The organism is Chryseobacterium formosum (assembly GCF_026460885.1).
GTDB classification, from domain to species: Bacteria; Bacteroidota; Bacteroidia; order Flavobacteriales; family Weeksellaceae; genus Chryseobacterium; species Chryseobacterium formosus.
In genome coordinates this window covers 21,571-48,320 of sequence record NZ_JAOVZW010000031.1, presented here as the reverse complement: position 1 = coordinate 48,320, position 26,750 = coordinate 21,571, and the positions used below count along the sequence as shown (strand labels likewise).

22 protein-coding genes are annotated in these 26,750 nt (G+C 33.1%); 5 read left to right on the top strand and 17 right to left on the bottom strand.

Translation table 11 applies throughout. The annotated features are described in order from the left end of the window. Window positions 1–35: 35 nt before the first annotated feature. From OF897_RS20290 to OF897_RS20240, 11 genes are all read right to left on the bottom strand, one after another. Window positions 36–941 carry a hypothetical protein gene (locus tag OF897_RS20290; protein WP_267267490.1) on the bottom strand — a complete coding sequence of 302 codons (906 nt, stop codon included), beginning with the start codon at window positions 939–941 and terminating at the stop codon, window positions 36–38. A 50-nt stretch (window positions 942–991) separates the two neighbouring features. Next, a complete protein-coding gene (locus OF897_RS20285; RefSeq protein ID WP_267267489.1) occupies window positions 992–1,648 on the bottom strand; it encodes an ankyrin repeat domain-containing protein in 657 nt (218 codons plus the stop codon). Window positions 1,649–1,666: 18 nt separating this feature from the next. Beyond that, window positions 1,667–3,415 (bottom strand): hypothetical protein, encoded by a 1,749-nt coding sequence (locus OF897_RS20280; protein WP_267267488.1) that lies wholly within the window; start codon window positions 3,413–3,415, stop codon window positions 1,667–1,669. A 413-nt stretch (window positions 3,416–3,828) separates the two neighbouring features. Next, a complete protein-coding gene (locus OF897_RS20275; RefSeq protein ID WP_267267487.1) occupies window positions 3,829–4,755 on the bottom strand; it encodes a Kelch repeat-containing protein in 927 nt (308 codons plus the stop codon). Window positions 4,756–4,935: 180 nt separating this feature from the next. Beyond that, the gene (locus OF897_RS20270; protein WP_267267486.1) at window positions 4,936–5,610 is read right to left on the bottom strand and encodes a DUF2971 domain-containing protein; all 675 of its coding nucleotides are present in this window, start codon (window positions 5,608–5,610) and stop codon (window positions 4,936–4,938) included. 63 nt (window positions 5,611–5,673) lie between these two features. Then, a complete protein-coding gene (locus tag OF897_RS20265; protein WP_267267485.1) occupies window positions 5,674–6,381 on the bottom strand; it encodes a RusA family crossover junction endodeoxyribonuclease in 708 nt (235 codons plus the stop codon). Between the two features lie 128 nt (window positions 6,382–6,509). Then, on the bottom strand, window positions 6,510–8,135 hold the full coding sequence (gene groL, locus OF897_RS20260) for a chaperonin GroEL (RefSeq protein WP_267267484.1): 1,626 nt from the start codon (window positions 8,133–8,135) through the stop codon (window positions 6,510–6,512). A 90-nt stretch (window positions 8,136–8,225) separates the two neighbouring features. Further along, window positions 8,226–8,579, bottom strand: coding sequence for a four helix bundle protein (locus OF897_RS20255; protein ID WP_267267483.1), 354 nt, complete (start codon window positions 8,577–8,579; stop codon window positions 8,226–8,228). Between the two features lie 35 nt (window positions 8,580–8,614). Further along, window positions 8,615–8,893 (bottom strand): co-chaperone GroES, encoded by a 279-nt coding sequence (locus OF897_RS20250; RefSeq protein ID WP_034723531.1) that lies wholly within the window; start codon window positions 8,891–8,893, stop codon window positions 8,615–8,617. Window positions 8,894–9,046: 153 nt separating this feature from the next. Continuing rightward, entirely contained in the window at window positions 9,047–11,425 is a 2,379-nt protein-coding gene (locus OF897_RS20245; RefSeq protein ID WP_267267482.1) for a M1 family metallopeptidase, read from the bottom strand. A 61-nt stretch (window positions 11,426–11,486) separates the two neighbouring features. Continuing rightward, on the bottom strand, window positions 11,487–12,065 hold the full coding sequence (locus OF897_RS20240) for a HupE/UreJ family protein (protein ID WP_267267481.1): 579 nt from the start codon (window positions 12,063–12,065) through the stop codon (window positions 11,487–11,489). 76 nt (window positions 12,066–12,141) lie between these two features. Here OF897_RS20240 and OF897_RS20235 point away from each other — a divergent pair, with 76 nt between their 5' ends. Next, window positions 12,142–12,642: a DUF6702 family protein gene (locus OF897_RS20235; RefSeq protein WP_267267480.1), complete on the top strand. Its 501-nt coding sequence runs from the start codon at window positions 12,142–12,144 to the stop codon at window positions 12,640–12,642. 1 nt (window position 12,643) lies between these two features. On the opposite strand, the gene OF897_RS20230 is transcribed toward OF897_RS20235, so the two are convergent. The 5 genes from OF897_RS20230 to radA all read right to left on the bottom strand — a co-directional run bounded on the left by OF897_RS20230 (window position 12,644) and on the right by radA (window position 17,671). Then, window positions 12,644–13,237: an acyl carrier protein phosphodiesterase gene (locus OF897_RS20230; protein ID WP_267267479.1), complete on the bottom strand. Its 594-nt coding sequence runs from the start codon at window positions 13,235–13,237 to the stop codon at window positions 12,644–12,646. Continuing rightward, window positions 13,234–13,941: a VanW family protein gene (locus OF897_RS20225; protein ID WP_267267478.1), complete on the bottom strand. Its 708-nt coding sequence runs from the start codon at window positions 13,939–13,941 to the stop codon at window positions 13,234–13,236. Before OF897_RS20225 ends, OF897_RS20230 begins: the two co-directional genes overlap by 4 nt. After that, complete coding sequence (locus OF897_RS20220; RefSeq protein ID WP_267267477.1) at window positions 13,938–14,609, bottom strand: class I SAM-dependent DNA methyltransferase; 672 nt, start codon at window positions 14,607–14,609, stop codon at window positions 13,938–13,940. Before OF897_RS20220 ends, OF897_RS20225 begins: the two co-directional genes overlap by 4 nt. A gap of 101 nt (window positions 14,610–14,710) precedes the next feature. Continuing rightward, window positions 14,711–16,249 (bottom strand): M12 family metallo-peptidase, encoded by a 1,539-nt coding sequence (locus OF897_RS20215; RefSeq protein WP_267267476.1) that lies wholly within the window; start codon window positions 16,247–16,249, stop codon window positions 14,711–14,713. A gap of 69 nt (window positions 16,250–16,318) precedes the next feature. Next, window positions 16,319–17,671 (bottom strand): DNA repair protein RadA, encoded by a 1,353-nt coding sequence (gene radA / locus OF897_RS20210; RefSeq protein ID WP_267267475.1) that lies wholly within the window; start codon window positions 17,669–17,671, stop codon window positions 16,319–16,321. A 514-nt stretch (window positions 17,672–18,185) separates the two neighbouring features. Between radA and OF897_RS20205 the strand changes: the two genes are divergently transcribed. The 3 genes from OF897_RS20205 to yidC all read left to right on the top strand — a co-directional run bounded on the left by OF897_RS20205 (window position 18,186) and on the right by yidC (window position 22,675). Then, window positions 18,186–18,752 carry a YceI family protein gene (locus OF897_RS20205; RefSeq protein WP_267267474.1) on the top strand — a complete coding sequence of 189 codons (567 nt, stop codon included), beginning with the start codon at window positions 18,186–18,188 and terminating at the stop codon, window positions 18,750–18,752. A 171-nt stretch (window positions 18,753–18,923) separates the two neighbouring features. Beyond that, on the top strand, window positions 18,924–20,531 hold the full coding sequence (locus OF897_RS20200) for a CTP synthase (RefSeq protein WP_267267473.1): 1,608 nt from the start codon (window positions 18,924–18,926) through the stop codon (window positions 20,529–20,531). Between the two features lie 320 nt (window positions 20,532–20,851). Then, entirely contained in the window at window positions 20,852–22,675 is a 1,824-nt protein-coding gene (gene yidC, locus OF897_RS20195; protein ID WP_267267472.1) for a membrane protein insertase YidC, read from the top strand. Window positions 22,676–23,009: 334 nt separating this feature from the next. Here the strand turns inward: yidC and OF897_RS20190 are convergent, their stop codons facing one another. Continuing rightward, window positions 23,010–23,594 (bottom strand): ribonuclease HII, encoded by a 585-nt coding sequence (locus OF897_RS20190; protein WP_267267471.1) that lies wholly within the window; start codon window positions 23,592–23,594, stop codon window positions 23,010–23,012. 135 nt (window positions 23,595–23,729) lie between these two features. On the opposite strand from OF897_RS20190, the gene OF897_RS20185 reads away from it, so the two are divergent. Next, window positions 23,730–26,744: a SusC/RagA family TonB-linked outer membrane protein gene (locus tag OF897_RS20185; protein ID WP_267267470.1), complete on the top strand. Its 3,015-nt coding sequence runs from the start codon at window positions 23,730–23,732 to the stop codon at window positions 26,742–26,744. Window positions 26,745–26,750 lie beyond the last annotated feature (6 nt).

Sequence of the window (26,750 nt, the reverse complement as noted above, 5' to 3'; positions counted from 1 at the left end):
TGTTGGCATTTTTAGTATTCAAAAAATTGAAGCTGTTAACTCTTGAATTTGATAATACCTTGTTGTGCCCAGTTTTTTTCTTTTAGTCGTATCACTTTGAGTTCTTTATCTGTAGAAATAAGTAGCTTTTCTTTGTCTCTATCTAAATATAGGTCTTTTATTTCAGCAGATAACTCTAATTTCAGCTCATAATTTATAATTTGATGAAAGATGTCAATAATCAATAGCATTTTTCCTTTTCCAACAACAATTGTATTATCGTCTATAATTGATAAACAGCTGTGATTATGTTTCGATTGATATTTTGAGATGTCAATTTTCCACAGTTTTTTTGGTTTTCCTTTCTTAAAAGAATAATATTCTACGACATAAGGAAATGAAACAGCAAAATCATTTTGATAGAAGCTAAAACCACTTGAAGCATTATTCCAATCTTTGAAAAAACTATCAATATATGAAATGTTTAAATCATCATCAATTTTGTATAGCGTATAGAATGTTTCCTGATCATAGCTTAAAAATGAAACCAGACTGTTATCCTGACTTATTTTGGTTCGAATAGTTCCGTATTCCGCTTCAGATCTCTTAATGATCTTATAATCTTCTGAAAGCAAGACCAATTCACGCTTTTGAGAACTTCCGATAAATATTTTTTTTAGCGGTAAATATTCAATCTGGTCTAGGTCTAAGCCGTTTTCAAGTTCAATTGAATATAGTAGTTGGAATGTAATTTGGTCAACTATTAGTATCTTATTGTCTGCCGTTGGGATTACTATATTGCCATTTTTATCAAAGCTGAAATTCCTACTGTGTGAAATATCTATTGCTGCAATTCTGTCAATTCGAAGTTCTTCATTATCTAATACATACTTTATAAGTTTATTATTACTTAAGCCAATAGAACAATTCGAGCTAATTAAACTTTGTTTAAGAAAAAACACGCTTTCGAATTCGTAATTATCTGTCGGGACGTTTATAGTCTGATGCGATATCAAATCTGAATACTTTTCCTTAAATACTTCAATATATTTTCACGTCGTCCTTGTTTAGCTTTGTAATAAGGTGTCCGACCGCTGATATCTTTTTGCCAGGGACAGCCATTGTTGTAGGCAAAGTCAAAAACTTCCGGAAGGTCAAGCCAAGATAATTTATGTAATAGGTTGTTTTTGAATTTATCACAGCCATCTATTTTTATGTTGTACTCAAGATAAATTTTTATACATTGGATGCTCTTACATGCTAAATATTGAGGTTCAATATTGTCAATTTTTGCTCCTTTAGATAACAGTAAGTCAACAATATCAACTTTATCCCGGCTTGTTGCTAAATAAAGTTCATAATCATTCATTGTTGCTCTATGATCAAGAAGAAATTGAGCTATTTCCAAGTTGTCTGCCCAGCATAAAGGTGTTATAAATTTCGTTCTATTTTCGGCATTTACTTTAGTCCCGTTTTCGACCAAATATTTCACCATTTCAAAGTTCCCGCTTAACGAAGCAATATGCAAAGGGGTATCATCCATCCAGCCTTTAAGAAATATTTCGGATGGGTTTTGCTTTAAATAGCTTTTAGCATCTTCGTTTTTATTCTCTTTAATGAGAGTGAAAATTTCTGGTGTTTTTGTATGGTCTGTCTGATAAATATTCATTACAATGGTTACTTAGCTTTATATTTCTTTATATTCTCCTGTCTCATGAAAAAACTCAAAAAGTCCGTTTTGAAGTTTATGATCACTGTCTTTTTCAAGTATTAGATTAATTGAATCTCCAATTCCGTTTTCAGCAATTGCTACCGATTTATAAGTTTCTGGATATCTTTCCGCCCATTCGTTCTGCAGATAAAAATTTGAAACAGCTAACATTTTGTAGCCTCTGACCTTGATTTTCTTATTCAAAAAGTTCTCTTTGAACTCATCCGGAAACAGAACATTCAATGCAGTTTCCTTTTTTGTGAATTTATCTTTTGAATTTTCTGAAAAATTGGTGGGCGGATCAGAATTTTCTAATCTGTTACGTTTAGCCAGAAAGAATTTGTAATCTTCAGATTCGCTGTACAATAATTGGGGAGAAATCTCAGTCTTTGCCTCCTGATTTTTCTTACGGTCATATTTCTCTTGATCAATTGTGATATTCAGTAATTGAGCCGCACTAAACTGCATCTGCCCCGGGAAATTTTTCTCCAAAGCATCTTTCAGATATTGATTAATGATGATTTCTCTAAACGAATATGAATATAAGTCGAAGTCTGAATTTAATATGAATCTGTCCGGCTGTATTAGAGCATTTCTTCGGGAGTACATTTCAGCTATTTTCTTTTTGACTGCATTGCGATCAGATTCATTCTTTATTTCTTCCTCAATGGCTCCAAATCCACCTTTTTCATCTAAATATTTGTATAATGAGAAATAGAAAGAATTGTTCTCGTAAACCAAATCTCTGTTCAAAGTGTCGTAAGCAAGCTGTAAGACAAAGAATTTGGTATCTGTTTTCAGTTTTTTGGGAACAAGGTTTATTTCGTGAAAGATGTGTTCGGGGAGTTGATACTGTTCAAGAACTTTTTTTACATTTTCGCTGACAAGCAGGGAATTACAGCCGGAAAAATTAGTAAATCTCGGAACTTCATATAATCTGTTTGGTCCTTCCTGTAGAGAACCGTTTACTAAGGTTATCAAAGTATCAATGGCAAAAGGCTCGGTCTTTTCGCGGAATTCTCTGAAGATCTTAGGATCATTTGCTTCAAATTCGGGTGTTAAGCCATGAATGTCATTTTTTATAGGCTCCAAAAAGTAGTACCGCTGACTATAATCAATTTTATCCTCAAATATCTTTTCGAGTGAATGTTCATTGATGATCGGCAAAAATACTTTTTCGTAAATCAGTTTTTGATTATGATGAAAGGTATACGCATTAAACACCTCATCAAAATCACTGTCATTGTACTCTTTTATATTTTGACTGTCGAATGTACTTTTCGCAATGGTCGTTATTTTATATTTTTCAATTAAATCTTTAGTAATACACTCATTATTTTCAATAATGAAAAGTAATTTTTTTGCATATTTGATGATAAAATCTTCGGTTACCGGCAGTTTTTTATTACGTCCCAGATAATACCAATCTAATCGTTTTTTGAATTTATCAATTTTTTCTACACTCCATAAGATGGATTCATTCCAAGCCAGTTCGTGCCACGTAAAACGGTTTTCATATTTTGTCAGGAAATCTGTATCCCAGGAGAGTACTTTGTTTTTGCTTATTGAATGCCAATTCAGCTCGTACTCGTATTTTTCTATGATTTCTTTTTCAATCGGATGGAACTCACAAACGTGAGAAAGAAAAATGTTCCAATAAAATTTCAGTATTTTTTCTGTTTGCATATATCTGTTATAAATTACAGCAACAACAAATTTATACATTACTCAGATATAAATTTTAAAGCTCTTTTAAATAATTACATAAAAAAATATTTATGATTTTACTATTTATATTAGATTTTTTATGAACAAAAAATCGCTCAAAAAAATCGCTCAAAAAAATCTGAGCGGTTTTAAATTTATTTTGTCTCAGCTACACGCTGTTATATCATTCCCGGTTCTGCGCTTTTCACTTCAGTGATTACACATTCAGTTGTCAATAGTATTCAAGAAACAGAAGCTGCGTTTTCAAGGGCAACTCTTGTTACTTTTATAGGGTTGATGATACCTGCTTCTTTTCCACCTATCTTTTAAACAGTGTATTCAAACTGATTGCTATTAATTTTATTGCTGATCATGAAACCATTTCTGTGGGCATTGGTATAAACTTTTGATTTAAATACATCTTCATTGGTTTATTTATCGGAAAGCTCTTCATCGCTAATATCTGCAACTTGGATGCTTTTAATAGCTGATTTGGTTGAGGATGCTGTACTTCCACCCATGATGTATAATTTATTGTTGTATATTTCCGCAGCAGCATGTCTTCTGGGAGTCATATTGGATGATAACTTATGCAGCTTGTTGGTTTCTGTATCAAAATAGGCAAGAAAATTTTGATTATTATAACCGCCTGCGATAAAAATCTTAGTGCCAGATACCGCTAATGAATGACCGGATATCGCAGCGGGCATTGTATATTGCTCAGTCCACTCATTTTTATTGAGATCGAACACGTTGACCAGACGGGATGAGGTGCCGTTAAAACCACCAATAACATAAAGTTTATCATTTACAATTTTGCCTCTTGCTTCTCTGGCTGTTGGCATATTCGGTAAAGTGTGCCATGTGTCTGAAGCAATGTCATAATATTGAAATCGATCAGAAAATACTGTGGTGGCGGCATTGTTTAACCCACTTCCTCCGAACGTATATATTTTTCCGTTATGAATCGCAGAACCTGCATTTCCTGTGTAGGCACGGTTAACAGCTCCCTTCGTTTTTTTATGAGTTTCAAGATCTATAATTTCAAGATGGCTGTTTCCCCAACCGTTAAAAATATAAATTTTATTACCGTAAGTCTCCGAATTGGCGAATCTTTTAGGAACCAGAGTAGAATTGATGACACTCCAGCGGTTATCTTTAATACTGTATTTCTCAATAATAGTAGCATTACCATCCGAATCTTTGTAGCCGTTGCTCACATAGATATTGTCAACTGCAATGGTACTGCTTACCGCTCCTCTTCTCACAGACATATCCGAAAGATGTTTAAAATTTAAGGTTTGTGCATTGGCTAAACAAAAACCGAAAAGTGAAAGGAGTAATACTTTTGTTTTCAAAGGTGTGGAGGTTTGGTTTAATTGATTTTCTGTGTGGAAATATATGTTTTAAATATAGGGAAAAGTCACGGATTGCAAATCCGCGACATCGGATGTCAGAAATTAAACTTTTTTGAATAAAGGTTGTTTTTTATACAAAAGCCACACGAAGAGATTCGTGCGGCAGCGGAGGAGGATTAATTACAATATTTTTTCGAATATTAAAGCATATGAATTTTTTGAAACTGTACTTTGATAAAGATTTATTTTTTTATCTGTGCATAGTTTGAGAATAGTCTGTTTAACAATTTCATTAATACTAGCTCCTAAATATATTGCTTTAATAGCGTCTGACGGGATTTTATGTAATCCCTTTTTTGAGGAAATATATCGGAGTTCATTTTCATATTCCCATAATTTGCTTTTTCTCCTTAAGTAAAATTGAAAATTAGATGGTAGTGAAAGAAAATCTATCGGCGTATCTTTATACTCTACATCCATTAAAAAAACTTCATCATCATTTTCAAAATTTAATTTATTTATGATATTTGAATCAAAATTATATTCAATACAATAACCTTTGTGATTATCTGAATAATGACTCCACATTACAAGATTTGTATTCTCTTCGCATACTGATAAAATTCCAACTTTATTAAAATATTCGTCTACATTTTTTTGATGTGGAATAAAAAAATCAGTTACAACTTGGTCAGAACTTTCATATTCTTCGAAAGTTTTAGTAGAATAAACTTTCTCAAAAGGATCATTTAAATATTCAATTCCAGAAAACCAAATTTCATCATTCATCATTGTTTGAATATCTCGTGTAAGATCTTCTATTGTTTTAGCGCTTTTAAATTTGAATAGACCCATTTTATTAATATTGAATTTTGTACCCTAACCGGCTATTATGGCAAACCGAGGTTAGCCGTTTTATTAATTTTTGGCTAATTGTTCTAATTGTTCAATTGTGTAAATCATTTTATTTGGAAAACCAGATAATCTTGTCCTATGAAAATGCCATTCAGATACTAATAAATATCTATCTATGTTTGCTCCATTCTCTTTAAAAGCGCTAGCGAAATCAATCATTTTAGATTTAAATTCGAAAAGATTCAAAATATTTTTTATTTGCTCTTTATCATTTAAATCAATATTTATTGGAGTACACATAGGTGCTGAATAAAGAACAAAAAACAAATTTTCCTTTTTTAAAGAAAAGTCATTATTAAAAGTGAATTTAATTTTAACAACATTATCTTCTATTAAGTCATTTCTTGACATCCATAAAGTATTCATCGAAGCAATTTGTGAATCATCAACAATTAAACCGTCAACACCTATGAATGAATCAATCACAGGTTTGGTAATATTGTCAAGATCACCAATTTTATCTGTTTCTTGCCTTTCTACAGCATTTAGATACCAATATATTTCAAGTTGTACGTCACTAATTATTATCCAAGTGTATTTTTTAAGTTCAGATTTTATCTCTTTTATAAAATTCTCTTGAATTATTTTTTTTGACTGTCTACTAACAATTTTTGCAAATTCAAATGTAAAATTTATATAGCTAGTTGCATGTTCATTAATTAAATAGGTGTTTTCAAAATCACAATTAGTATTTTCAACGGTTATTTTCATATTTATTCATAAATCTCAAATTTACAATATTCAATTAATCATGGCTATAAAAAATATTTTTACTACAAAAAAAACCGCTCCACAAAAGCGGAACGGTTTATATATAATTGTCTCAGCGACACGCCGCGTTACATCATTCCCGGCATTCCACCTCCCATTGGCATAGCAGGTTCTGCGCTCTTAATTTCAGTGATTACACACTCAGTTGTAAGAAGCATTCCAGAAACAGAAGCTGCGTTTTCAAGGGCAACTCTTGTTACTTTTGTAGGGTCGATGATACCTGCTTCAAGCATGTTTACATACTCGTCAGTTTTAGCATTATAACCGAAATCTGCAGTTCCTTCTGCAACTTTAGCTACGATTACAGAACCTTCACCTCCTGCGTTGGCAACGATTTGTCTCAATGGCTCTTCGATTGCTCTTTTTACGATTTTAATACCTGTAGTTTCGTCAGCATTGATGCCTGTAAGATTAGCCAAAGCTTCAATAGCTCTTACCAAAGCAACACCACCACCTGCAACGATACCTTCTTCAACTGCTGCTCTTGTAGCGTTTAATGCATCGTCAACTCTGTCTTTTTTCTCTTTCATTTCAACTTCAGAAGCTGCACCTACGTAAAGTACGGCAACACCACCGGCCAATTTAGCCAGTCTCTCCTGTAGTTTTTCTCTGTCGTAGTCAGAAGTAGTCGTTTCCATCTGAGCTTTGATCTGGTTTACTCTTCCTTTGATCTTGCTTTCTTCACCACCACCATTTACAACTGTTGTGTTGTCTTTGTCAATCGTTACTTTTTCAGCAGTTCCCAACATATCAATGGTTATGTTTTCCATTGTGAAACCTTGCTCTTCAGAAATTACCTGTCCACCAGTTAAGATAGCGATATCTTCTAACATTGCTTTTCTTCTGTCTCCAAATCCCGGAGCTTTTACAGCAGCAATTTTAAGAGAACCTCTTAATTTGTTTACTACCAAAGTTGCCAAAGCTTCACCTTCCACTTCTTCAGAGATGATCAATAAAGATTTTCCACCCTGTGCGATAGGCTCAAGAACCGGAAGCAATTCTTTCATTGAAGAGATTTTTTTCTCTACTAAAAGGATGTATGGATTTTCCAATTCAGCTAACATTTTCTCAGGATTCGTCACGAAGTAAGGCGACTGGTATCCTCTGTCAAACTGCATACCTTCCACAACGTCTACTGTTGTGTCGATACCTTTAGCTTCTTCTACAGTGATAACCCCTTCTTTACCCACTTTTCCGAAAGCTTCAGCGATTAATGAACCGATAGTTTCGTCATTATTTGCGGAAACTGAAGCAACCTGCTTCACCATTTCTGTAGAATCTCCAACTTCTTTAGATTGCTCTTTAAGGTTAGCAACAACAGCAGTTACTGCTTTGTCGATACCTCTTTTTAAATCCATTGGGTTTGCACCTGCAGCTACGTTCTTAAGACCTTCTCTTACGATAGCCTGTGCCAGAACAGTAGCGGTAGTAGTACCGTCTCCTGCAATATCATTGGTTTTGGACGCAACTTCTTTTACCATTTGCGCTCCCATATTTTCTACTCTGTCTTCAAGTTCGATTTCTTTTGCTACAGAAACACCATCTTTAGTAACGTGAGGTGCACCGAAAGATTTTTCGATGACAACGTTTCTACCTTTTGGTCCTAAAGTTACTTTTACTGCATTAGCCAATGCATCAACACCTCTTTTTAAAGCGTCTCTTGACTCGATATCGAATTTTATTTCTTTTGCCATTTTTTTAAAGCTTTTGGCTTTAGGCTTTAAGCGGTAAGCTTTTCCTAAAGCGATTAAATTTTTATTATGTGTAGGCTTTATGCCTGAAAATTATTTGATTAGTTTTAACCTTAATTGGTATAGTCTTCTTTTAACTGTATTCAATCCTTCATTGATTCTTTCAAAAGCTTCCGATTCAATATATTTCAAATCTTTTGCGAGGAATAATAAATACTCTGACTCACTAAGCGAGCCTAACGCTATATTTAAAAATTGTGCAAATTCCTTATCAGAATTTCTTCCACAACCTTCTGCAATATTATTAGGAATTGAAACAGATGAACGTCTGATTTGCGATGTTAAGCCAAATAATTCTTCTTTTGGGAAAGTTGAAGTTATTTGATAAATGTCTAAAACAATTTTATGACTTGATTGCCAAACATCATATTTTTTGAAGTCCCTCATAAAGCTTATTGCTTAGAGCTAAAAGCTTATTGCTTTTATCCAATTACTCCTAAAAGGTCTCCCTCTTTTACAATTAAGAAATCTTTTCCGTCTAATTTTAATTCAGAACCTGAATATTTCCCATAAAGAACTTTGTCACCTACTTGTACAGTTGTAGGCTCATCTTTTTTACCAGGACCTACTGCTACTACTGTACCTTCTTGTGGTTTTTCTTTTGCAGTATCTGGAATAATAATACCTGAAGCTGTTTTAGTTTCTGCAGCGATCGGCTCGATCAAAACTCTATCTGCTAATGGTTTAAAGTTTACTGACATAATATATTTTATTTTTTAATTATTTCTATGTTGTACTTCTCTAATTGTATGCCATCGATTGCCTTTGTTTGAAATGGCAGATTTTAATTATCACAAGTGGAAATTTTGGCAGAAAAAAAGGACTGTAAAATTTACAATCCTTTTATATCTGTTTTAGTTTTTCTTTCCTGCAGCCTGCATCGGATTTACTTTTCCATTCGCACCACCTCTTACTGTAGCATTCTGTTTTTCTTTAAATACCTGGAATTTTGAAGTTTCAGGACTCGCTTGGTCATTGCTCCAGAAATTGTTTGAAGTATCAATATCAGCAGTTTCTCTCATTGGGTCTAGCTGAACAGATTTTAATTTCTTGTCAAAATAAAATGTCTTTGAAGTCTTTTTCTCATTATGTCTCCAGATTTGTGCAGAAGATTGATCTCTTAGTTTTGAGCCGTCTTCAAACGTAAATTCCAAAATAATCGGCATCACGAAACCTCCTTTATTCACAAAATCAATTTGATAAGCAGTAATATTTTTCAGTTTTTCCTGATCTTTTTTGTCTAAAGCGATACTACCTTCAGTTTTGGTACTGTATTCTTTATTGGCGTCCACTTTTTCCTGACCGCGGTCATAACGGTAATAAAAATCCTGTAAATCTTTATCTTTTTCTACCTCAAAACTGATAGTCTTATCTTCCTTGTTTCTGATTTTTGAAATATCTTCAAACTCATTCTGTAAAGGTTTCTCCACTTTATATTTTGTATCAGCAGCTTCTTTTAAAGTAGTTAAATCTGGAGTTGCAATCGTCACTTTGTCAATCGCAATGTCTACAGGATCAGTTCCGTAGAACCAGCCTCTCCAAAACCAATCAAGATCTTCACCACTCGCATCTTCCATTGTTCTGAAAAAATCTGCAGGCTCAGGATGTTTAAACGCCCATCTTTTTGAATACGTTTTAAAAGCTTTGTCGAAAAGTTCTCTTCCCATAATGGTTTCACGAAGAATATTCAATCCGGTAGCTGGTTTTGCGTATGCATTTGGTCCAAACTGAATAATGTTTTCAGAATTACTCATAATAGGCTCCAATTGATCTTTCGGAAGTTTCATGTAATCAACAATCGTCCATGCTGGACCTCGTTTTGAAGGGAATTTATTGTCCCATTTTTCTTCTGTTAAATATTCTGTGAATGTATTTAAACCTTCATCCATCCAGCTCCATTGTCTTTCGTCTGAATTGATAATCATTGGGAAAAAGTTGTGTCCAACTTCATGAATAATTACCCCAATCATTCCATTTTTTGTGCCTTCAGAATAAGTTCCGTCTTTTTCTGTTCTTCCAAAGTTGAAACAAATCATCGGGTATTCCATACCATTGGAAGCTTCCACAGATTGAGCAACCGGATATGGATAAGGAATTGTAAATTCTGAATATGTTTTTATCGTGTGAGCAACTGCTTTGGTCGAGAATTTTCTATACAAACCATAAGCTTCTTTTGGGTAGAAACTCATCGCCATTACTTTATTGTTGTTTTCAGGAATGGTAACGCCCATTGCGTCCCAGACAAATTTTCTTGAAGCCGTCCATGCAAAATCTCTCACATCTTTTGCTTCAAAAACCCATGTCTTTCTCTGTTTTGAGTGGTTTTTCTCTGCTTTTTTAGCTTCATCCAGAGTCACGATTTCCACAGGCTCATTTGAAGTCTGTGCTTTTTTGTATCTCGCTAATTGGTCTGAACTTAAAACCTGTTCATAGTTTTTACATTCTCCGGTTCCACCAATCACATGATCTGAGGGAACGTTCATCGAAACTTTATAATTACCAAAAACCAAAGCAAATTCGCCTCTTCCTGTAAACTGATGATTCTGCCATCCCTGAAAATCGCTGTACACGCACATTCTTGGGAACCATTGTGTAATCGTATAAAGATCATTTCCGTCCTCTGCGAAATTTTCATAACCGCCACGACCGCCCATTTTCATACGGTTCGGAATATTGTAATTCCAATCGATTTTAAAAATAACTTTTTCGCCTTTTTTCAAAACTTTAGGCAAATCAATACGCATCATTGTTTTGTTGACCGTATATTTCAAAGCATTACCTGAAGCATCGGTTACTTTTTCAAGATTTACTCCATACCCGTTGTCTTTTGCCGGAAGATCAGTTGTTTTTAATTGTTCATCATTCAGAGATTTCGGCAGGGTAGAGGAGAACTGATAATCTGCTTTTTTAACAGTTGACTGCTGATTTTCATCTAACTGTAACCAAATATAATCTAGATCGTCCGGCGAATTGTTATAATAGGTAACCGTTTCGGATCCTTTTAAATTTCTTTTATCTTCATCTAAATACGCGGTAATATCGTAATCTGCTCTGTTTTGCCAATAAGCCTGTCCCGGAGCTCCGGAAGCTGTCCTGTAAACGTTTGGTGTAGGAAGAATGGTTCCCAACTGCTCAAATCTGTTTCCGTGATTGCTTCCCGGATTATTTTGGATGTTTTGAGCAAAAGCGTTTGTGAAAAAAAGAACTGAAAGTGCAGAAATTGTAAATTTCATTTCGGATGATTTAATAATCTTCAAATATAATAATAAGTGGTTGAAAATATAGCAGAATTTTTTAGAATGGAAGTCGCTCTAAAGTCATTTTTAACGAAAGTGCAAAAACGCCTGAAGAAACAAATAGAATCCAATCTTTTTTATTGATTTTAAAAAGATTTAAAAGAATAAAAAGTAATAGTAAAATCGCCAACACAATCACAATTTGCCCGACTTCCAAACCAATATTAAAACCTAAAAGTGGAACGGCGATACTCTGACTTTTCGCAATCATCACTCTCGCTGTATTCGCAAACCCCAATCCGTGAATGAGGCCGAAAAATAGGGCTAAATAATAATTGGTCTTATTCTGCGTCTGTTTTTTATTTTTCATTAAAATATTTCCGGCCGCCGTTAAAACTATCGTCAGCGGAATCAAAAATTCAACCCAATCTGAAGGAAGTCTTACGATATCAAGAATACTTAAAGCTAAAGTGATAGAATGTCCGATGGTGAATGCAGTCACCAGAATCAGGATTTTTTTCCAGTCTTTAGAAGTGTAGACGGCAATCAAGGCTAAAACAAAAAGCTGATGATCAAGCGCATCCAGTGAAATAATATGTTCCCAGCCGAGTTTTAAATAAAATAAAAAGTCCTGCATTATGTTATGAATATTAGGTTTACGAAAATAATGATTAATTTCGGAACAGATTTGAATGATCAATGAGTTTGTAGATATGAAAAGATTTTTTGTTTTTTTTGCGTCCCTTTTATTGTTGTTTTCTTTCACTAAAGTAAAACATCCTTATCACGTTGGTTCGGTAGAAATCAATTACAATTCAAAATCAAAAACCTTTGAGATCACCGGAAGATTTTTTCTGGATGATTTAGAAAATGGTTTGAGTAAAAAATATGGTAAACCTTTTCATTTTAATGATGCCAAATATAAAGTTCAGCTCAATGAAGCGTTGGAAAATTATTCTGCAGAATATTTTAAACTTAAAACAAATAATAAGTCTTTAAAAATAAATTATGTTGGTTATGAAGAAGACAGCGAATCTGTGAATGTTTATCTGGAATCTGAAAAAGTAGAAAATCCAAAAAAAGTAGAAGCTGCGGTAAGTTTTCTATATAATCTCTTTGATGACCAGATTAATTTAGTTCATATAATTGTCGATGGAAACCGGAAAAGTGAAAAACTGACGTATCCAAATAGATATTTATATCAGCAATTTTAAATTATCTTTCTAATTGTAAAACCGCATTTTCGACTTTTGCATAAGCCAATAGATCAGGGAAAAAATCATCATAACATTTCTGCAAAATATCTTTGTTGTCTAAAAACGCTTCAAAAACAGGAATATCTTTATCTAAATATTTCGCTTTATTCAAAACATTTTTCATGCTGAAACCAATGCTGCGATCTGTACGGTAATTGTAAAGCCAATCTTCGGTTTCCATTCTGGAAAGCATGAGTCTGAAATTTTCAGGGAAAAGTTGGATGCTTTGGTTTAAAACCCGATAAACGTTCTGAGAATGATTTTTCCAGCCCTTTAAGGAATTTAAACTAAGGTCATTTGCCAGAAAATAATCCATCGAAACATCTACAAATGCTCCGGAATACAATCTTACAAGCGGACTGAAAACTTTTTTCGCCTCATGAATCGCAGGATGAGAATCGGTAAATGTATCAATTGCTCTGTGCATCGTAATGCCATCCTGAATGTCTTTTGGAAAAGAAAAACGCTCTTTATTTCGGATGTGATCTTCCAAAAACTGTCCGACAATCTGCCCGTCAGAAAAAGTGAGAAAAGAATGAGCGAGATAGTTCATAAACGAATATAAAAATTTTTAAGCAAACTTTCATCATTTAAAAAGGTTTCTACCCAAACTCCATTTTCTACTTTAGTATAATTGAAAGTAATTTTTTGTGTGTTAATTTTCTGAGGAGAGATTAATTTTAAACATAATTCGTTATCCTTAACGATAGTTTCAAACTGAATTGGAAAAGGCAATGTATTTTGAATCTGAAGATCTTTATAGCCGAAAACTACCGTTGAATCTGAACCTAAAGGAGTGAATCTTTCATCTTCTTTGTAAATATCGATAGAATGAGGATGTCTTTCGATGATTTTCAAGTCTGATTGTAATGCTAAAAAGTAAATTATTGATGAAAACTGGCAAATTCCGCCACCAAATTCATTGGAGATTTTATTTTTAATTAAATTTCTTCCTTGCTTAAAATTATTCTTCGCATCAGGTTTTCCAACTGTTTTCCAAAATGAAAAAACTTCGTCAGGTTGAATGATGAGATGATTAATTTTATCAGCAACAATCTTCAAATTATGGATTTTGTTTTCGTGAAAATCTCCTTTTCGAATCACCTGTTTTATTTCTGTTTCAAATTCACCAACCGAATTTTCACTGAAAGTTTTTGAGTAAATGAGAGAACTTTTCTGATCGTCAAAATATCTCTGCAATAACCTGTATTGAAGCTTTAAAGAATAGGGGATAAGTCTTCTTGCAATTTTTTTCATTTCTTTTCTAAAATAACAATATTGTAAGACGCCCATTTTCTTAGAAATGTATTGCAAAGAAAGATGTCTAAATCTAAAAACCAATTTCTTGTCTTTTTTGGAAAACGATGGATTGGGAAAAGTAAAATTCCGTTTTGTTTTTTAATGTTCCAATTGTTTTTAATCAGCTCGGAAATTTCAGATTCTGTAAAAGTATTGTTTGCGTGCCAATCTTCTTGCTCCGAAATTACTTTTCGCCGTTTTCTCGTAGGATAATCAAAAATTAAAATTCCATTTTCATTTAATTTATTAGAACATTCTTCCAAGAATTTTAACGTTTCTTCTTTGTTTTGATGCATAATTACATGAAAACAGAAAATACAGTCGAATTGTACGCTGAACGGAATTTTTGAAATATTTCCGATTGCAAATTGTTTTTCGGAATGTTTTTGTTGCGCAACTTTAATCATTTCTTCACTAAAATCAACCCCATGAGTAGCAAAATTCATCAGTCTTCCGGTTCCGCATCCTAAGTCTAAGATATTTTCATAGTTTTTATTTCTAAAAAATGAGTTCAGAAAATGTCTTTCCTGTGTATCAATATATTTTCCATACGTGTTTTCAAAACGGTTTTCATCATACGTTTTCGCAAGATTATTATAATATTGATAGATACTGTTTTTACTCATTTTGAAAAATTGCTATCGGAAAATTTAAACTGAAGATAAACATAAAATAAATCCTCCGAACAAATATATTCAGAGGATTGATCATTTTATTTAAAACTAAATTATTTAATAATAAACTTCTTACTTCCTACGAAAGAATTTTTATCTGTATAGACACTCAGAAAATATTCTCCAGAAGGTATACCTCGAAGATTGATGGTTTTTTTGTCGCTTGTAAGAACAATTTGCCCTAAAACATTGATGACTTTAAAAGTGTAAATTTCATCATTTTTAATCCAGATATTAATTTCGTCTTTTGCCGGATTTGGAAAAACTGTAAAATCTTTTACTTCTGTATTTTTAATTTCAACAGTACCTAAATTTGAAGTTGGCATGAATTGAGAAACTACACAGGCAAAACGTGCAAAACCAAAAGCTTCATTGGATGGATTTGGGTTTCCAATAGCTATTCCTGTTGGTTCAGAGTTATAATTTACAGCAGGGTTTGCCCATCGATTTATTCTTGAACAACTAATTCCCGAAGCTACACATTCATCATTATATGCCATAATAGTTCTCCATCTTTGTGAAGCTACACTTGAAGTTCCTAAATTGACTGCGGTTTGATTGGAGTAACCATGGTGGTTTTCACAAGGAGATGTTGATGTAGAAACATACCAATCATGATTTAAGCCCATATTGTGACCCATTTCGTGTGCTAAACTGTAATTGGAAACTACACAATTAAATAATGTTACGGTAAAAGCATTGTTTGCGGAATAATTTGTGGGATTTGTATTTAAGTAGCCTAATCCGCAAGTGTTTGTAGGAGTAGCTGTTACCAATGCACAAAGATCTGCTCCGTAAGTGGTTCTTAATGTTTGAACATCATCTAAAAAACCGTCATTGGCTGTTCTGAATCTAGAAAGATCAGTAGAAATATTTCCGGATTCTGTATAACTTATTTCACCTGAATAAACCAGATTTATTGTGGTATTAGGAATTCCTGAATTAATTAAAGCGGTATTAAAACTAGTAATAGAAGTTGCTGCAAAAGAATTACTTTGTGAAACTCCACCCCATGCTGTTCTGGCTGCAGAAGTATAAACAATTAGTACGTCAATTGTCGTTGCCGGACAAACTGCGGTAGTTTGTAAACAAACATTAGAATTTACTTTTTGTGAAATTGAAGAATCATTCAAAACAAAATCTGCTGCAGAATCTCTGCTGATTAATGCGGATTCACTGACTGTAGAAACGGCAAATAAATTGTTTTCAAGCTGATGGAAAATTACTTTTTCTCCTAAAATCGAAGTGTACATTCCTGTGATTGCATTTCCGGCTTTAGACAAAACCAATTCGGATTTTGGCTCATTTTCAATAATGAAAACCGACGATTCTGCTTTGTTGCTGTACAAAAAAGATTTAGAAAATTTAGCTTTAATAATTCTGTTGCTTGGTAAAACAACCTCAAAGTCAGATTTTAAATTAAATGAAGACTGAGCATAATATTTAGTAAGAAGATAGGTTGCAGATAAAGTTTTATCAAGCTTTTGTTGCTCGTTTAGATTATTTTCGCTGATTGTGTTTTGAAATACCCTGTTTTGAGCAAAAATTACGATACTGCAAAACAACATAATAAAGGTAATTTTAATTTTCATAATCATTTGAAGTTAAAAGTTTTATTGTGTAAATATAATGTTTTTGGCGAATTATTTTTACAACGGGATTTAATTAAAAAGTCTTTCGTGAAAATCCTCAACTTTACTCACTTCTTCAATCTTAATTCCAAATTTTTTCTTTGGAAGTTTATTTAAATTAGAAATAAAAATAGTCTCATAACCCAATTTTTCGGCTTCCGTAATTCTCTGTTCGGCTTGTGCGATCGGACGAATTTCTCCACTCAGACCAATTTCTCCCGCAAAACAGAAATGTTCTGAAATAGCAATATCTTCATTAGATGACAGAATGGATGCGACAACTGCCAAATCTAAAGCTGGATCATCCGTCTTAATTCCACCTGTGATATTGAGAAAAACGTCTTTTGCACCCAATTGAAAACCTGCTCTTTTTTCTAAAACTGCCAACAACATATTTAATCTTTTAGAATCAAAACCAGTGCAACTTCTTTGTGGAGTTCCGTAAACAGCTGTGCTTACCAAAGCCTGAATTTCTAAAAGCATCGGTCGGTTTCCTTCTAAAGTTACCGCAACTGAATTTCCTGAAAGTTCTTCGGTTTTTTTAGTAATTAAAATTTCGGATGGATTTTTGATTTCCTTTAAACCTTGAGAAACCATTTCGTAAATACCAATCTCTGCAGTTGATCCGAAACGGTTTTTATTGGCTCTCAATAACCTAAAAAGGTGATTTCTGTCCCCATCAAAATTTAAAACAACATCGACCATGTGTTCCAAAACTTTCGGACCCGCAATTTGCCCGTCTTTTGTGATGTGACCCACTAAAAATACGGGAACATTGTTTTCTTTGGCATATTTAATAATCTCGTTAGAACATTCACGAATCTGAGAAACTGTTCCCGGTGAACTTTCAATTAACTGTGATTGTAAAGTTTGGATTGAGTCAATAATTACAAAATCAGGCTCTAATTTTTTAGCTTCATGAAGAATTTTTTCCAGCGAAGTTTCTGTATAAAGAAAACAGTTTGGATTTTTAATTTCAGCTAAACGATCGGCTCTCATTTTAATTTGTGAGGCACTTTCTTCCCCTGAAACATAAAAGATTTTCTTTTTCATCTTTAATGCAAGCTGAAGAAGTAGAGTGGATTTTCCAATTCCCGGTTCTCCGCCAATTAAAGTAACAGATCCTAAAACAATTCCGCCTCCTAAAACACGGTTAAGTTCATCAGAAGGAGTTTTTATTCTGGGTTCTTCAATCGCTTCAACTTCGATAATGTTGATGACGTGCTGTTTTGATTTTGAAAAAGGAGGTGTTTTAGATGAGGTTTTTTCTACGACTTCTTCCACTAAAGTGTTCCATTCAAGACAATTTTTACATTGCCCTGTCCATTGAGGATATTGTGAACCACAATTTTGACAGAAATATGCTGTTTTAAGTTTTGCCATACTGCGAAGTTGAAGAATTTTTTTGAAATTTTCTTAATTTTAAGATATGAAAAATGTTTTGCTGAAAAGTTTGATTGTTTTTATTGTGATGAGCCTTTCGAATGCTCAGTTTATAAGCTGGACTTTAAGACTAACATATCTTCCCGGTGGAAATTATGGGATACTACCTATTTTAATTTTTATGGAATGTGCTATAATTTCTATTATAGGATTTGTTACGGTGTTGATTTTCAAAAAGCAGTATAATTCAATATTCAGAATTGCCGTTTTATTTGAAATTCTCTATCTACTTTTGTTGATGATTTCAAGAGTTAATCCTTTCTTATACTTTTTTGAGAGAATTGAGGATAATTTAATAGACTTACTTCTTTACCTAAATTCTTTTTTAATTTTCTTTACTATATTAATTTTTGAAAAGTGTTTGAAACTTATTTCATCAAAAAATAAGAACTTATCATAAGTCAATACTCAATAAAAATATACTGTCTATATTTGTTGATATAAATTTTTAAAAATGAAAAAAATACTTTTAAGTTTTGTTTTTGCTTTGGTAAGCATGTTCACTTTTGCCCAGTCAATCTGGAATGTAGATTTAATGCACTCGTCTGTTAATTTCAATATTAAACATATGGGAATTAGCTTTGTACAAGGAAGATTTGATAAATTTGACGGAAATGTTGTTACTAATAAAGCAGATTTAGACAGAGCTGAATTTAACTTTACAGTATTTATTGAATCTATAAATACAGGAGTGGATATGAGAGATAAGCATCTTAAAAGTGCAGATTTCTTTGATGCTGAAAAATTTCAGACGATGAAATTTGTAGGAAAATCTGTAAAAGAAAAAGACAATACATATACACTTATTGGTAAACTAACGATTAAAGACGTTACAAAAGATATAAGTATTCCTGTTACTTTTGGTGGAATTGCTAAAAATCAACAAGGAAAAGAAGTTTTAGGCTTTCAGGCAAAGTTTAAAATCAATCGTTTAGATTACAACATCAAATATGATCCAACCGGAGCAGGTGTTGCAAAAGATGTTGAGATCAATACTTATTTTGAAATGGTAAAACAATAATTTTCATATATATAATTTGGTTTAGGTGAAGGTTTCTCAAAGTTTTTTGGGAAACCTTTTTTCCTTTTAATATGAAGCTTGTCAATTAAAATAAACTTAATTGAGAATTTAAAAGGGCAACAAAATTGCTTTGCTTTTCTTTTTGTCCTAACTTTGCACAAACCTAATCTAATGAGTAAAAAGAATACAAAGTACATCTTTGTGACAGGAGGTGTAACTTCATCTTTGGGAAAGGGAATCGTTTCTGCTTCTCTGGGACTTCTACTAAAATCACGCGGATTTAATGTAACGATTCAAAAACTGGATCCTTATATTAATATCGACCCAGGAACATTAAACCCTTATGAACACGGAGAATGCTATGTAACCGAAGATGGTGCGGAGACGGATCTGGATTTAGGACACTATGAGCGTTATCTTGATGCGCCTACTTCTCAAAACAATAATGTTACGACAGGGAAAATTTACCAAACTGTAATCGAAAAAGAAAGAAAAGGAGACTTCCTTGGAAAAACAGTGCAGGTAATTCCTCACATTACCAACGAAATTAAACGCAGAATTAAAATTCTTTCTAAGCAGAACTACGATATCATTATTACGGAAATCGGTGGAACTGTAGGAGATATTGAATCTTTACCTTACATTGAAACTGTACGTCAGTTGAAATGGGAATTGGGGGAGAAAAATTCTATGGTAATTCACCTTACTTTATTGCCTTATTTGGCTTCAAGTGGAGAATTAAAAACAAAGCCATCACAACATTCTGTTCGCCAGCTAATGGAAAGCGGAATTATGGCAGATGTTTTGGTTTGCAGAACAGAACACAAAATTCCGAAAGATCAGAGAGCAAAATTGGCTCAATTTTGTAACGTTTCTTTGGATAATGTGATTGAATGTAAAGATTTGGAAACGATTTACGAAGTTCCAATGTATCTTCAGAAACAAAACTTTGACGATGTAGTTCTGAAAGAATTGGATTTAAAAAGTGATAAAGAAGCAGATCTGAAAGACTGGAAAACTTTTGTAAAGAAATTCCAGAATCCTAAGAGAACTGTAGAGATTGCTTTAGTTGGAAAATATATTTCGCTTCAGGATTCATATATTTCAATTGCAGAAGCTTTCAAGCATGCAGGTGCAGATTTGGAAACTGAAGTGAAAATCAGATGGGTTTACAGTGGTGATCTTACCAAAGAAAATATTAAAGAATCTTTAGACGGAGTTTGCGGTATCTTGGTCGCTCCTGGTTTTGGTGACAGAGGTATCGAAGGAAAAATTCTTACGGCTCAATATGCAAGAGAAAACAAAGTTCCAATGTTGGGAATCTGTTTAGGAATGCAGATTATGACCGTTGAATTCGCAAGAAACGTTCTTGGTTACACAAAAGCCAACTCGATGGAATTTGATACTTCTACAGAGCATCCTGTAATTTCTTTAATGGAAGAGCAGAAAAATGTAGTTGATAAAGGCGGTACGATGCGTCTTGGAGCTTGGAAATGTGCTTTGAAGAACGGTTCAAAATTAAATGAAATCTACGGAAGCAAAAATATTTCTGAAAGACACCGTCACCGTTATGAATTTAACAGTGAATATATTCAGGAATTTGAAAGCAATGGTTTCATCGCAACAGGTACAAACCCTGAAACTGGTTTGGTGGAAGCGCTAGAAATGACAGATCATCCTTTCTACGTTGGTGTACAATACCATCCTGAATATAAGAGTACAGTTGCAACGCCGCATCCTTTGTTCAGAGCTTTCATTAAAGCTTGTTCAGCAAAATAAAGTAATTCTAAAATTACAAACGTTATATATAAACTCAGACTGATGATTCTCAGCCTGAGTTTATTATATAGTAACATATTATAGTATAGAGTTTTGATAAAAAAACAGTATTTTTGTCGACTCTAAATTATAGCATTGCTATAATTATAAATATATTAAACATTAAGACATTAAATTTTTAAGAACGAAGAATTATTAAGGATTCGCAAGTGAATTTTAAGACAGAGCGCTTAAAATATCTTTAGTATAACTTAGTAACCTTCAACGTTTAATAACCTTAATGTTTAAAAATTAATTTTAAAAATTTTAATAAAAATAAAATGCAACAGAACAACGGACTCGATAAAAGTCAGATTATTAGTTTTGCGGTTTTATGTTTGGTTCTTATGGGATTCATGTTTTATTTCCAAAGAAATAGCGCTGAAGAAGATAAACTAAAAGCTGAACAACAGAAAACAGAACAGGCTAAAACAGCCGTAAAACCAACTCCGGCAGCAGATATCAATCCCAATGTAACTCCGAATTCTATTCAGGTTTCAAATTTGGCAAACAACGAATTGAAGCTTGAATTTTCAAGTTTGGGAGGTCAGGTTTCAAAAGTAGAACTTCTTAAGTATAAAGCTTACGATCATAAAACCGATAAGGCAGATCTTCCGCTTAATCTGATTACTAAAAACAATTCGAGCTACGGTTTTCAGTTTAAAGATAAAACAGGAAAAGTAGTTAATACGAAAGATTTGGTCTTTTCACCGGTTGTTAACGGAAATTCTGTTACTTTAACGGCAAATCATGCTGGAGCAGCAATTCAGTTTATTTATACTTTAAATAATAATCCTAAAGCTGAACTTAAAGATCAGTATACTTTAGATTTTAAAGTAAGAACTCAAGGTTTAGCAAATGTAACTTCAGAAAATAAAGCAGATTTTATCTGGGATTACAGTGTGAGAAATTTAGAAAAGGGTAGAGCTCAGGAACAGTCGCATTCAGAATTTTCTTATGCTTTTAATAATTATAAGGATTATGAGTATGATGGAAGAACGACAATGGATGAACCTAAAGAAACCCTTAACTGGATTGGTGTAAAACAGCAGTTTTTCTCTTCAGTCATTGAATCTAAAACAGGTTTCACAAACAGCAAAGGAAATCAGGAAACAATTGAAGAAGGTGAATATTTGAAAAAATTAAACTTCGAAGGATTTGTTTCTATGAACGGAGGAGAATTGAATCAGGACTTCACGTGGTATTTTATGCCATTAGATTTACCATTATTAAAATCTTACGATAAAAACTTTGATGAAATTCTTCCATTAGGATGGGCATTTATCGGAGGAATGAACCGTTATTTCTTCATGCCGATGTATAATCTGATTGCAAGTTGGGGAATCACTGCGGGTTGGGTAATTTTCTTAATGACGATTATTGTGAAATTAATCTTGTCACCAATTATGTACAAACAACATAAATTGAGCGCAATGATGAAAGTAATTCGTCCTGAAATTGATGAAGCGAATGCAAAATTCAAGGATGCCGATCCGATGAAAAAGCAACAGGCAACGATGGAAATCTACAGAAAAGCAGGAGTAAATCAAATGGCGGGATGTCTTCCGGCGTTAGTACAGATCCCTATTTTCTATGCATTATTCAGATTCTTCCCGAATTTTATCGATTTGAGAGGACAGGGATTTTGGTTTGCAAAAGATTTGACAGCGTATGATGATTTGATTAAATTACCATTTAAAATTCCATTCTTAGGAGATCATTTAAGTGTTTTTGCATTGGCTTGTACAGTCGTAATCTTAATCTATACTGTAATGACTTCAGGAAATATGCAGCAGCCTCAACAGGAAGGTATGCCAAATATGAAAGTGATTATGTATATTTTCCCAATCACATTCTTATTCTTCTTGAATACATCTGCATCAGGTTTATCTTGGTATTATTTTGTTTCGAATGCGATTAATATCTTAATTATTCTCGTAATTAAATATGTGATTTTGGATGAAAAGAAAATTCACGCTCAGATTCAGGCAAATAAAGAAAAGCCAAAATCAGAAGGCAAATTCCAAAAGAAAATGAGAGAAATGATGGAAAAAGCTCAGGATGCACAGAAACTACAGGAGCAACAAAAAGGTAAAAAGAAATAATTTACAATAGATAAGATAAAAAGGGAAGCAAAATATTGCTTCCCTTTTTTATTTGTCATTTTTGGAACAATCTGAACTCAAAAAGATCGATAAAAATCAAATTAATTCAAATAGTTATCATAAAGTTGTGTAAACCGTGAAAATTAATTTTTAATTTCTTGTCACTGATAAATCAATATGATCAATATGTTTTAATCATTGATGCTTTATTAACAAAAGAAAATATTAAATATCTAAAATATTTTAATTGATTGGTAATTTAAGAATTTTGTTTAGAAATGTTTTAAATTAAAATGTGGGTTATTTTCAAAATGATAATTTCAATTGAATTATTCTAATCATATTTTAAGCGGAACGATTGACGATGGTGTTTTGTGATACCGTGTTTTATCAAAGCTTCCTGGTGCTTTTTTGTAGCGTAACCAAAGTTTGTATTCCATCCATATTCAGGATGCTCTTCATGTAAATCAATCATCAATTTATCTCGATAATTTTTTGCTAAAATTGAAGCTGCCGCAATTGATAAAAATTTAGAATCACCTTTAATCACACACTGATGCGGAATAAAATTATACGGATGAAATTTATTTCCATCAACCAAAATAAATTCTGGTCTAATTACCAATTTGTCTAATGCTCTATGCATTGCATGAATACTGGCGTTCAATATATTATGCTCATCAATGAATGTTGGAGGAAGTTCAGCAATGGCAAAACTTTTTACGTTATCTTTAATGTAACTATCCAAATCCATTCTTGTTTTAAAGCTTAATTTCTTGGAATCATTAACAAGATTTTGCTCAAAATTTTCATCTAAAATTACAGCTGCTGCAACCACAGGGCCGCATAAACAACCTCTTCCTACCTCATCACATCCTGCTTCAATGTAATTTTCTGACCATTTCTTTAGTAATTCCATAAATTTTAACAATTGGGAGTTGTAAAAACTCAGTAAAAAACAAAAATTATGTTAAAAATAACAATTTTTATAAATTTTAACAGTTTTATATAAGAACTTTTTACAACTTTGTTAACGCAAAATTAATGTATTAATATGAAGAAATTAACATCAGGTGTACTACTTGTAGTACTTTCCTCGTCTTTTGTGGTTGCCCAAGCACAACAAACAAAGCCGAGTGATACCTTAAAAACACAAGAAATAGAGGGTGTAGTTGTTACTGCACTTGGAATCAAACGAGAAAAAAAAGCGCTAGGATATTCTTCTCAAACTCTAGATGCTGAAAAAGTCAATTCTGTACCAACCAACAATTTTATCAATAACTTATCGGGTAAAGTAGCGGGTATGGAGATTAAGAATAATGGAAACTTTGGTGGATCAAGTAATATAGTTTTAAGAGGAACTAAAAGTATCACAGGTGATAATCAAGCTTTGATAGTATTGGATGGAGTCCCCATCATCAGTGGTAATTTAAATTCGAGTGATGCTTCTAGGGGAAGAGATGGATTTGACTTTGGAAATGCAACAGCAGATATCGATCCTAATAACATTGAATCTATAAATGTTCTTAAAGGAGCTGCTGCAACTGCATTGTATGGTAGTATGGCGGCTAATGGTGCAGTTATTATTACAACTAAAAAAGGTAAAAAAAGTAAGACTCTAGGTTTGTCAATTAATTCTACGGTTTCTGTTGGCTCAATTGATAAAACGACATTTCCAAAATATCAAAAATCTTACGGTGGTGGATATGGTGGTGAAGATAGTTTCATTACAGCAAGTGGTTACGACTTTCCAATAGCTCCGATAGGTGATGATGCATCTTATGGAGCAGCATATAATCCTAATCTTCTGGTTTATCAATGGAACTCTTTTGTTCCAGGAAATCCGAATTTCGGAAAGCCTACGCCGTGGGTTGCTGCACAAAATGATCCAACTAAATTTTTTGAAAACTCCTTAGCTTTTGTTAATAGTTTTAATTTAAATGGTGGGGATGACGTAAATACTTATAATTTAACAGTTACCAATAACTACGAAACTGGAGTCTTGCCCAATAGTAGACTAAATAAAAATATGTTTAGTGGTAGTTTTAGTAGAAAATTCTCAGATAAACTTACAGCTAGAACATTTTTAACATTTAATGATCAAACTACAGTAGGTAGAAACTCTGTGGGGTACGGAGATAATATACTTACAGGATTCAGACAATGGTGGCCACTAAATGTAGACGTTTTAGAATTAAGAAATGAATTTTTTAGAACGGGTCAAAATTATACATGGAATATGGTAGATCCAACTGGAGGAAATCTTTCTCCATATTATTGGAATAATCCTTACTGGGATCGTTATAAAAACTATTCCTCTGATGATAAAACAAGATTAATTGCAGGTGCAGAGCTTTCGTATGATGTAACCAAAAAATTCAATATTTTAGGTAGAGCAACGATTGATTACACAAGTAGTAAGCAGGAAATCAGAAAAGCAATAGGTAGCCATGCCGAAGAATTTGGTCTAGCACAAGCTGATGAAACTTCTGGATATTGGGTATTTGATGATACTATCATGAGACAGACGTATGATTTAATCGGTCGATATAGTTTGAATTTGTCGGATAAATTTAATGCTCAATTTGTAGCAGGTGGACAATTTATGGATCAGCATGCACGTGGTACCGAAAACTCTACAACTGGAGGCTTGATTATTCCTGATTTATATACAGTTTCTAACTCGAGAGCAAGTTTTCCACTTGTTGAAAATAATATCAGAGGTCAAAAAGCAGGTGTTTACGCACAGGCATCTTTTGATTATGATCGTTTTTTATTCTTAGAAGGAACTGTTCGTAACGACACGTCGAGTGCATTACCAAAATCAAACAGAAATTATACATATTATTCCTTAGGTTCGAGTTTTGTCTTTTCAGAGCTTTTTAAATCTAATTGGTTAAATTTTGGTAAAGTAAGATTAAGTTATGCCGAAGTAGGTAATGATATGGCATTTGGAAGACCTGGTTTCTATGGTAATAGAGGAACTGTAAATGGGATTCCTATGGCGGATATTAGCACAACATATGTTGATTTTGAAAGCTTAAAACCAGAAAGACAAAAAAGCTGGGAAGTTGGTTTGGAAACTTCGATGTTTAAAAGAAGAGTTTCTCTAGATGTATCTTTATATAAAACAAATACTCAAGATTTGCTATTTAGTGTTCCTCAGTCTCCTTCAACTAAGTACAGCTTTTCTTTAATTAATGCTGGGGAAACAGAAAATAAGGGAGTTGAGGTAGCTCTAACCGTTGTGCCAATAAAAAGTGATAATTTTCAATGGGATATTAATTTAAACTGGTCTAAAAATAAGAATATAGTAAAAGCTCTTAGTCAGGGAAGACAGAATTTGCAACTTGCAAGTTTTCAGGAAACAACTTTGAATGCTACGGTAGGTGAAGCTTATGGTACATTCAGAGGTACTGGTTTTGTATATGATGCTAATGGAAATAAGGTCGTTGATGAAGATGGATATTATTTAGTTGCTTCCGACAGAGTTTTAGGAAACATACAACCAGAATGGATGGGTGGTGTTTACAATACTTTCAGATATAAAAATTTCTCATTAGGTTTCTTAATCGATGTGAAAAAAGGAGGAAGTGTTTATTCCCTTGACCAATCTTATGGAGGATATACGGGGCTCTATGGATATACAGCAGGATTAAACGATTTAGGTAATCCTATTAGAAATAGCCTCGCAGATGGTGGTGGTGTGATTCTTTCTGGTGTAAAACAGGATGGAACTCCAAATGACATTAGAATTGATGCTTCAACAGCCGGTGGAGCATTCGGAACTGATGCAGGTCTTCCACAAGAGGCATTTATTTATGATGCTTCTTATGTGAAACTTAGAGAGGCGAAAATTTCATATTCACTACCGACAGATTTGCTAAGAAATACCTTTATTAAAGGGATGACTTTTAGTTTAATGGGACAAAATCTATGGATTATTCACAAAAATCTTCCTGATGCAGATCCTGAAGCTGGAACATCTTCTGGAAATATCCAAGGTTATCAATCTGGAGTAATGCCTACAACGCGTATTTATTCATTCAATGTTAAATTAGACTTCTAAAAAAGA

Bases quoted from the DNA above. Each gene is read 5' to 3' on its own strand.
- OF897_RS20285 (WP_267267489.1), bottom strand. From the start codon at position 1,648: ATGAATATTTATCAGACAGACCATACAAAAACACCAGAAATTTTCACT.
- OF897_RS20280 (WP_267267488.1), bottom strand. From the start codon at position 3,415: ATGTATAAATTTGTTGTTGCTGTAATTTATAACAGATATATGCAAACA.
- OF897_RS20270 (WP_267267486.1), bottom strand. From the start codon at position 5,610: ATGGGTCTATTCAAATTTAAAAGCGCTAAAACAATAGAAGATCTTACA.
- OF897_RS20265 (WP_267267485.1), bottom strand. From the start codon at position 6,381: ATGAAAATAACCGTTGAAAATACTAATTGTGATTTTGAAAACACCTAT.
- groL (WP_267267484.1), bottom strand. From the start codon at position 8,135: ATGGCAAAAGAAATAAAATTCGATATCGAGTCAAGAGACGCTTTAAAA.
- OF897_RS20255 (WP_267267483.1), bottom strand. From the start codon at position 8,579: ATGAGGGACTTCAAAAAATATGATGTTTGGCAATCAAGTCATAAAATT.
- OF897_RS20250 (WP_034723531.1), bottom strand. From the start codon at position 8,893: ATGTCAGTAAACTTTAAACCATTAGCAGATAGAGTTTTGATCGAGCCG.
- OF897_RS20245 (WP_267267482.1), bottom strand. From the start codon at position 11,425: ATGAAATTTACAATTTCTGCACTTTCAGTTCTTTTTTTCACAAACGCT.
- OF897_RS20240 (WP_267267481.1), bottom strand. From the start codon at position 12,065: ATGCAGGACTTTTTATTTTATTTAAAACTCGGCTGGGAACATATTATT.
- OF897_RS20235 (WP_267267480.1), top strand. From the start codon at position 12,142: ATGAAAAGATTTTTTGTTTTTTTTGCGTCCCTTTTATTGTTGTTTTCT.
- OF897_RS20230 (WP_267267479.1), bottom strand. From the start codon at position 13,237: ATGAACTATCTCGCTCATTCTTTTCTCACTTTTTCTGACGGGCAGATT.
- OF897_RS20225 (WP_267267478.1), bottom strand. From the start codon at position 13,941: ATGAAAAAAATTGCAAGAAGACTTATCCCCTATTCTTTAAAGCTTCAA.
- OF897_RS20220 (WP_267267477.1), bottom strand. From the start codon at position 14,609: ATGAGTAAAAACAGTATCTATCAATATTATAATAATCTTGCGAAAACG.
- OF897_RS20215 (WP_267267476.1), bottom strand. From the start codon at position 16,249: ATGAAAATTAAAATTACCTTTATTATGTTGTTTTGCAGTATCGTAATT.
- radA (WP_267267475.1), bottom strand. From the start codon at position 17,671: ATGGCAAAACTTAAAACAGCATATTTCTGTCAAAATTGTGGTTCACAA.
- OF897_RS20205 (WP_267267474.1), top strand. From the start codon at position 18,186: ATGAAAAAAATACTTTTAAGTTTTGTTTTTGCTTTGGTAAGCATGTTC.
- OF897_RS20200 (WP_267267473.1), top strand. From the start codon at position 18,924: ATGAGTAAAAAGAATACAAAGTACATCTTTGTGACAGGAGGTGTAACT.
- yidC (WP_267267472.1), top strand. From the start codon at position 20,852: ATGCAACAGAACAACGGACTCGATAAAAGTCAGATTATTAGTTTTGCG.
- OF897_RS20190 (WP_267267471.1), bottom strand. From the start codon at position 23,594: ATGGAATTACTAAAGAAATGGTCAGAAAATTACATTGAAGCAGGATGT.
- OF897_RS20185 (WP_267267470.1), top strand. From the start codon at position 23,730: ATGAAGAAATTAACATCAGGTGTACTACTTGTAGTACTTTCCTCGTCT.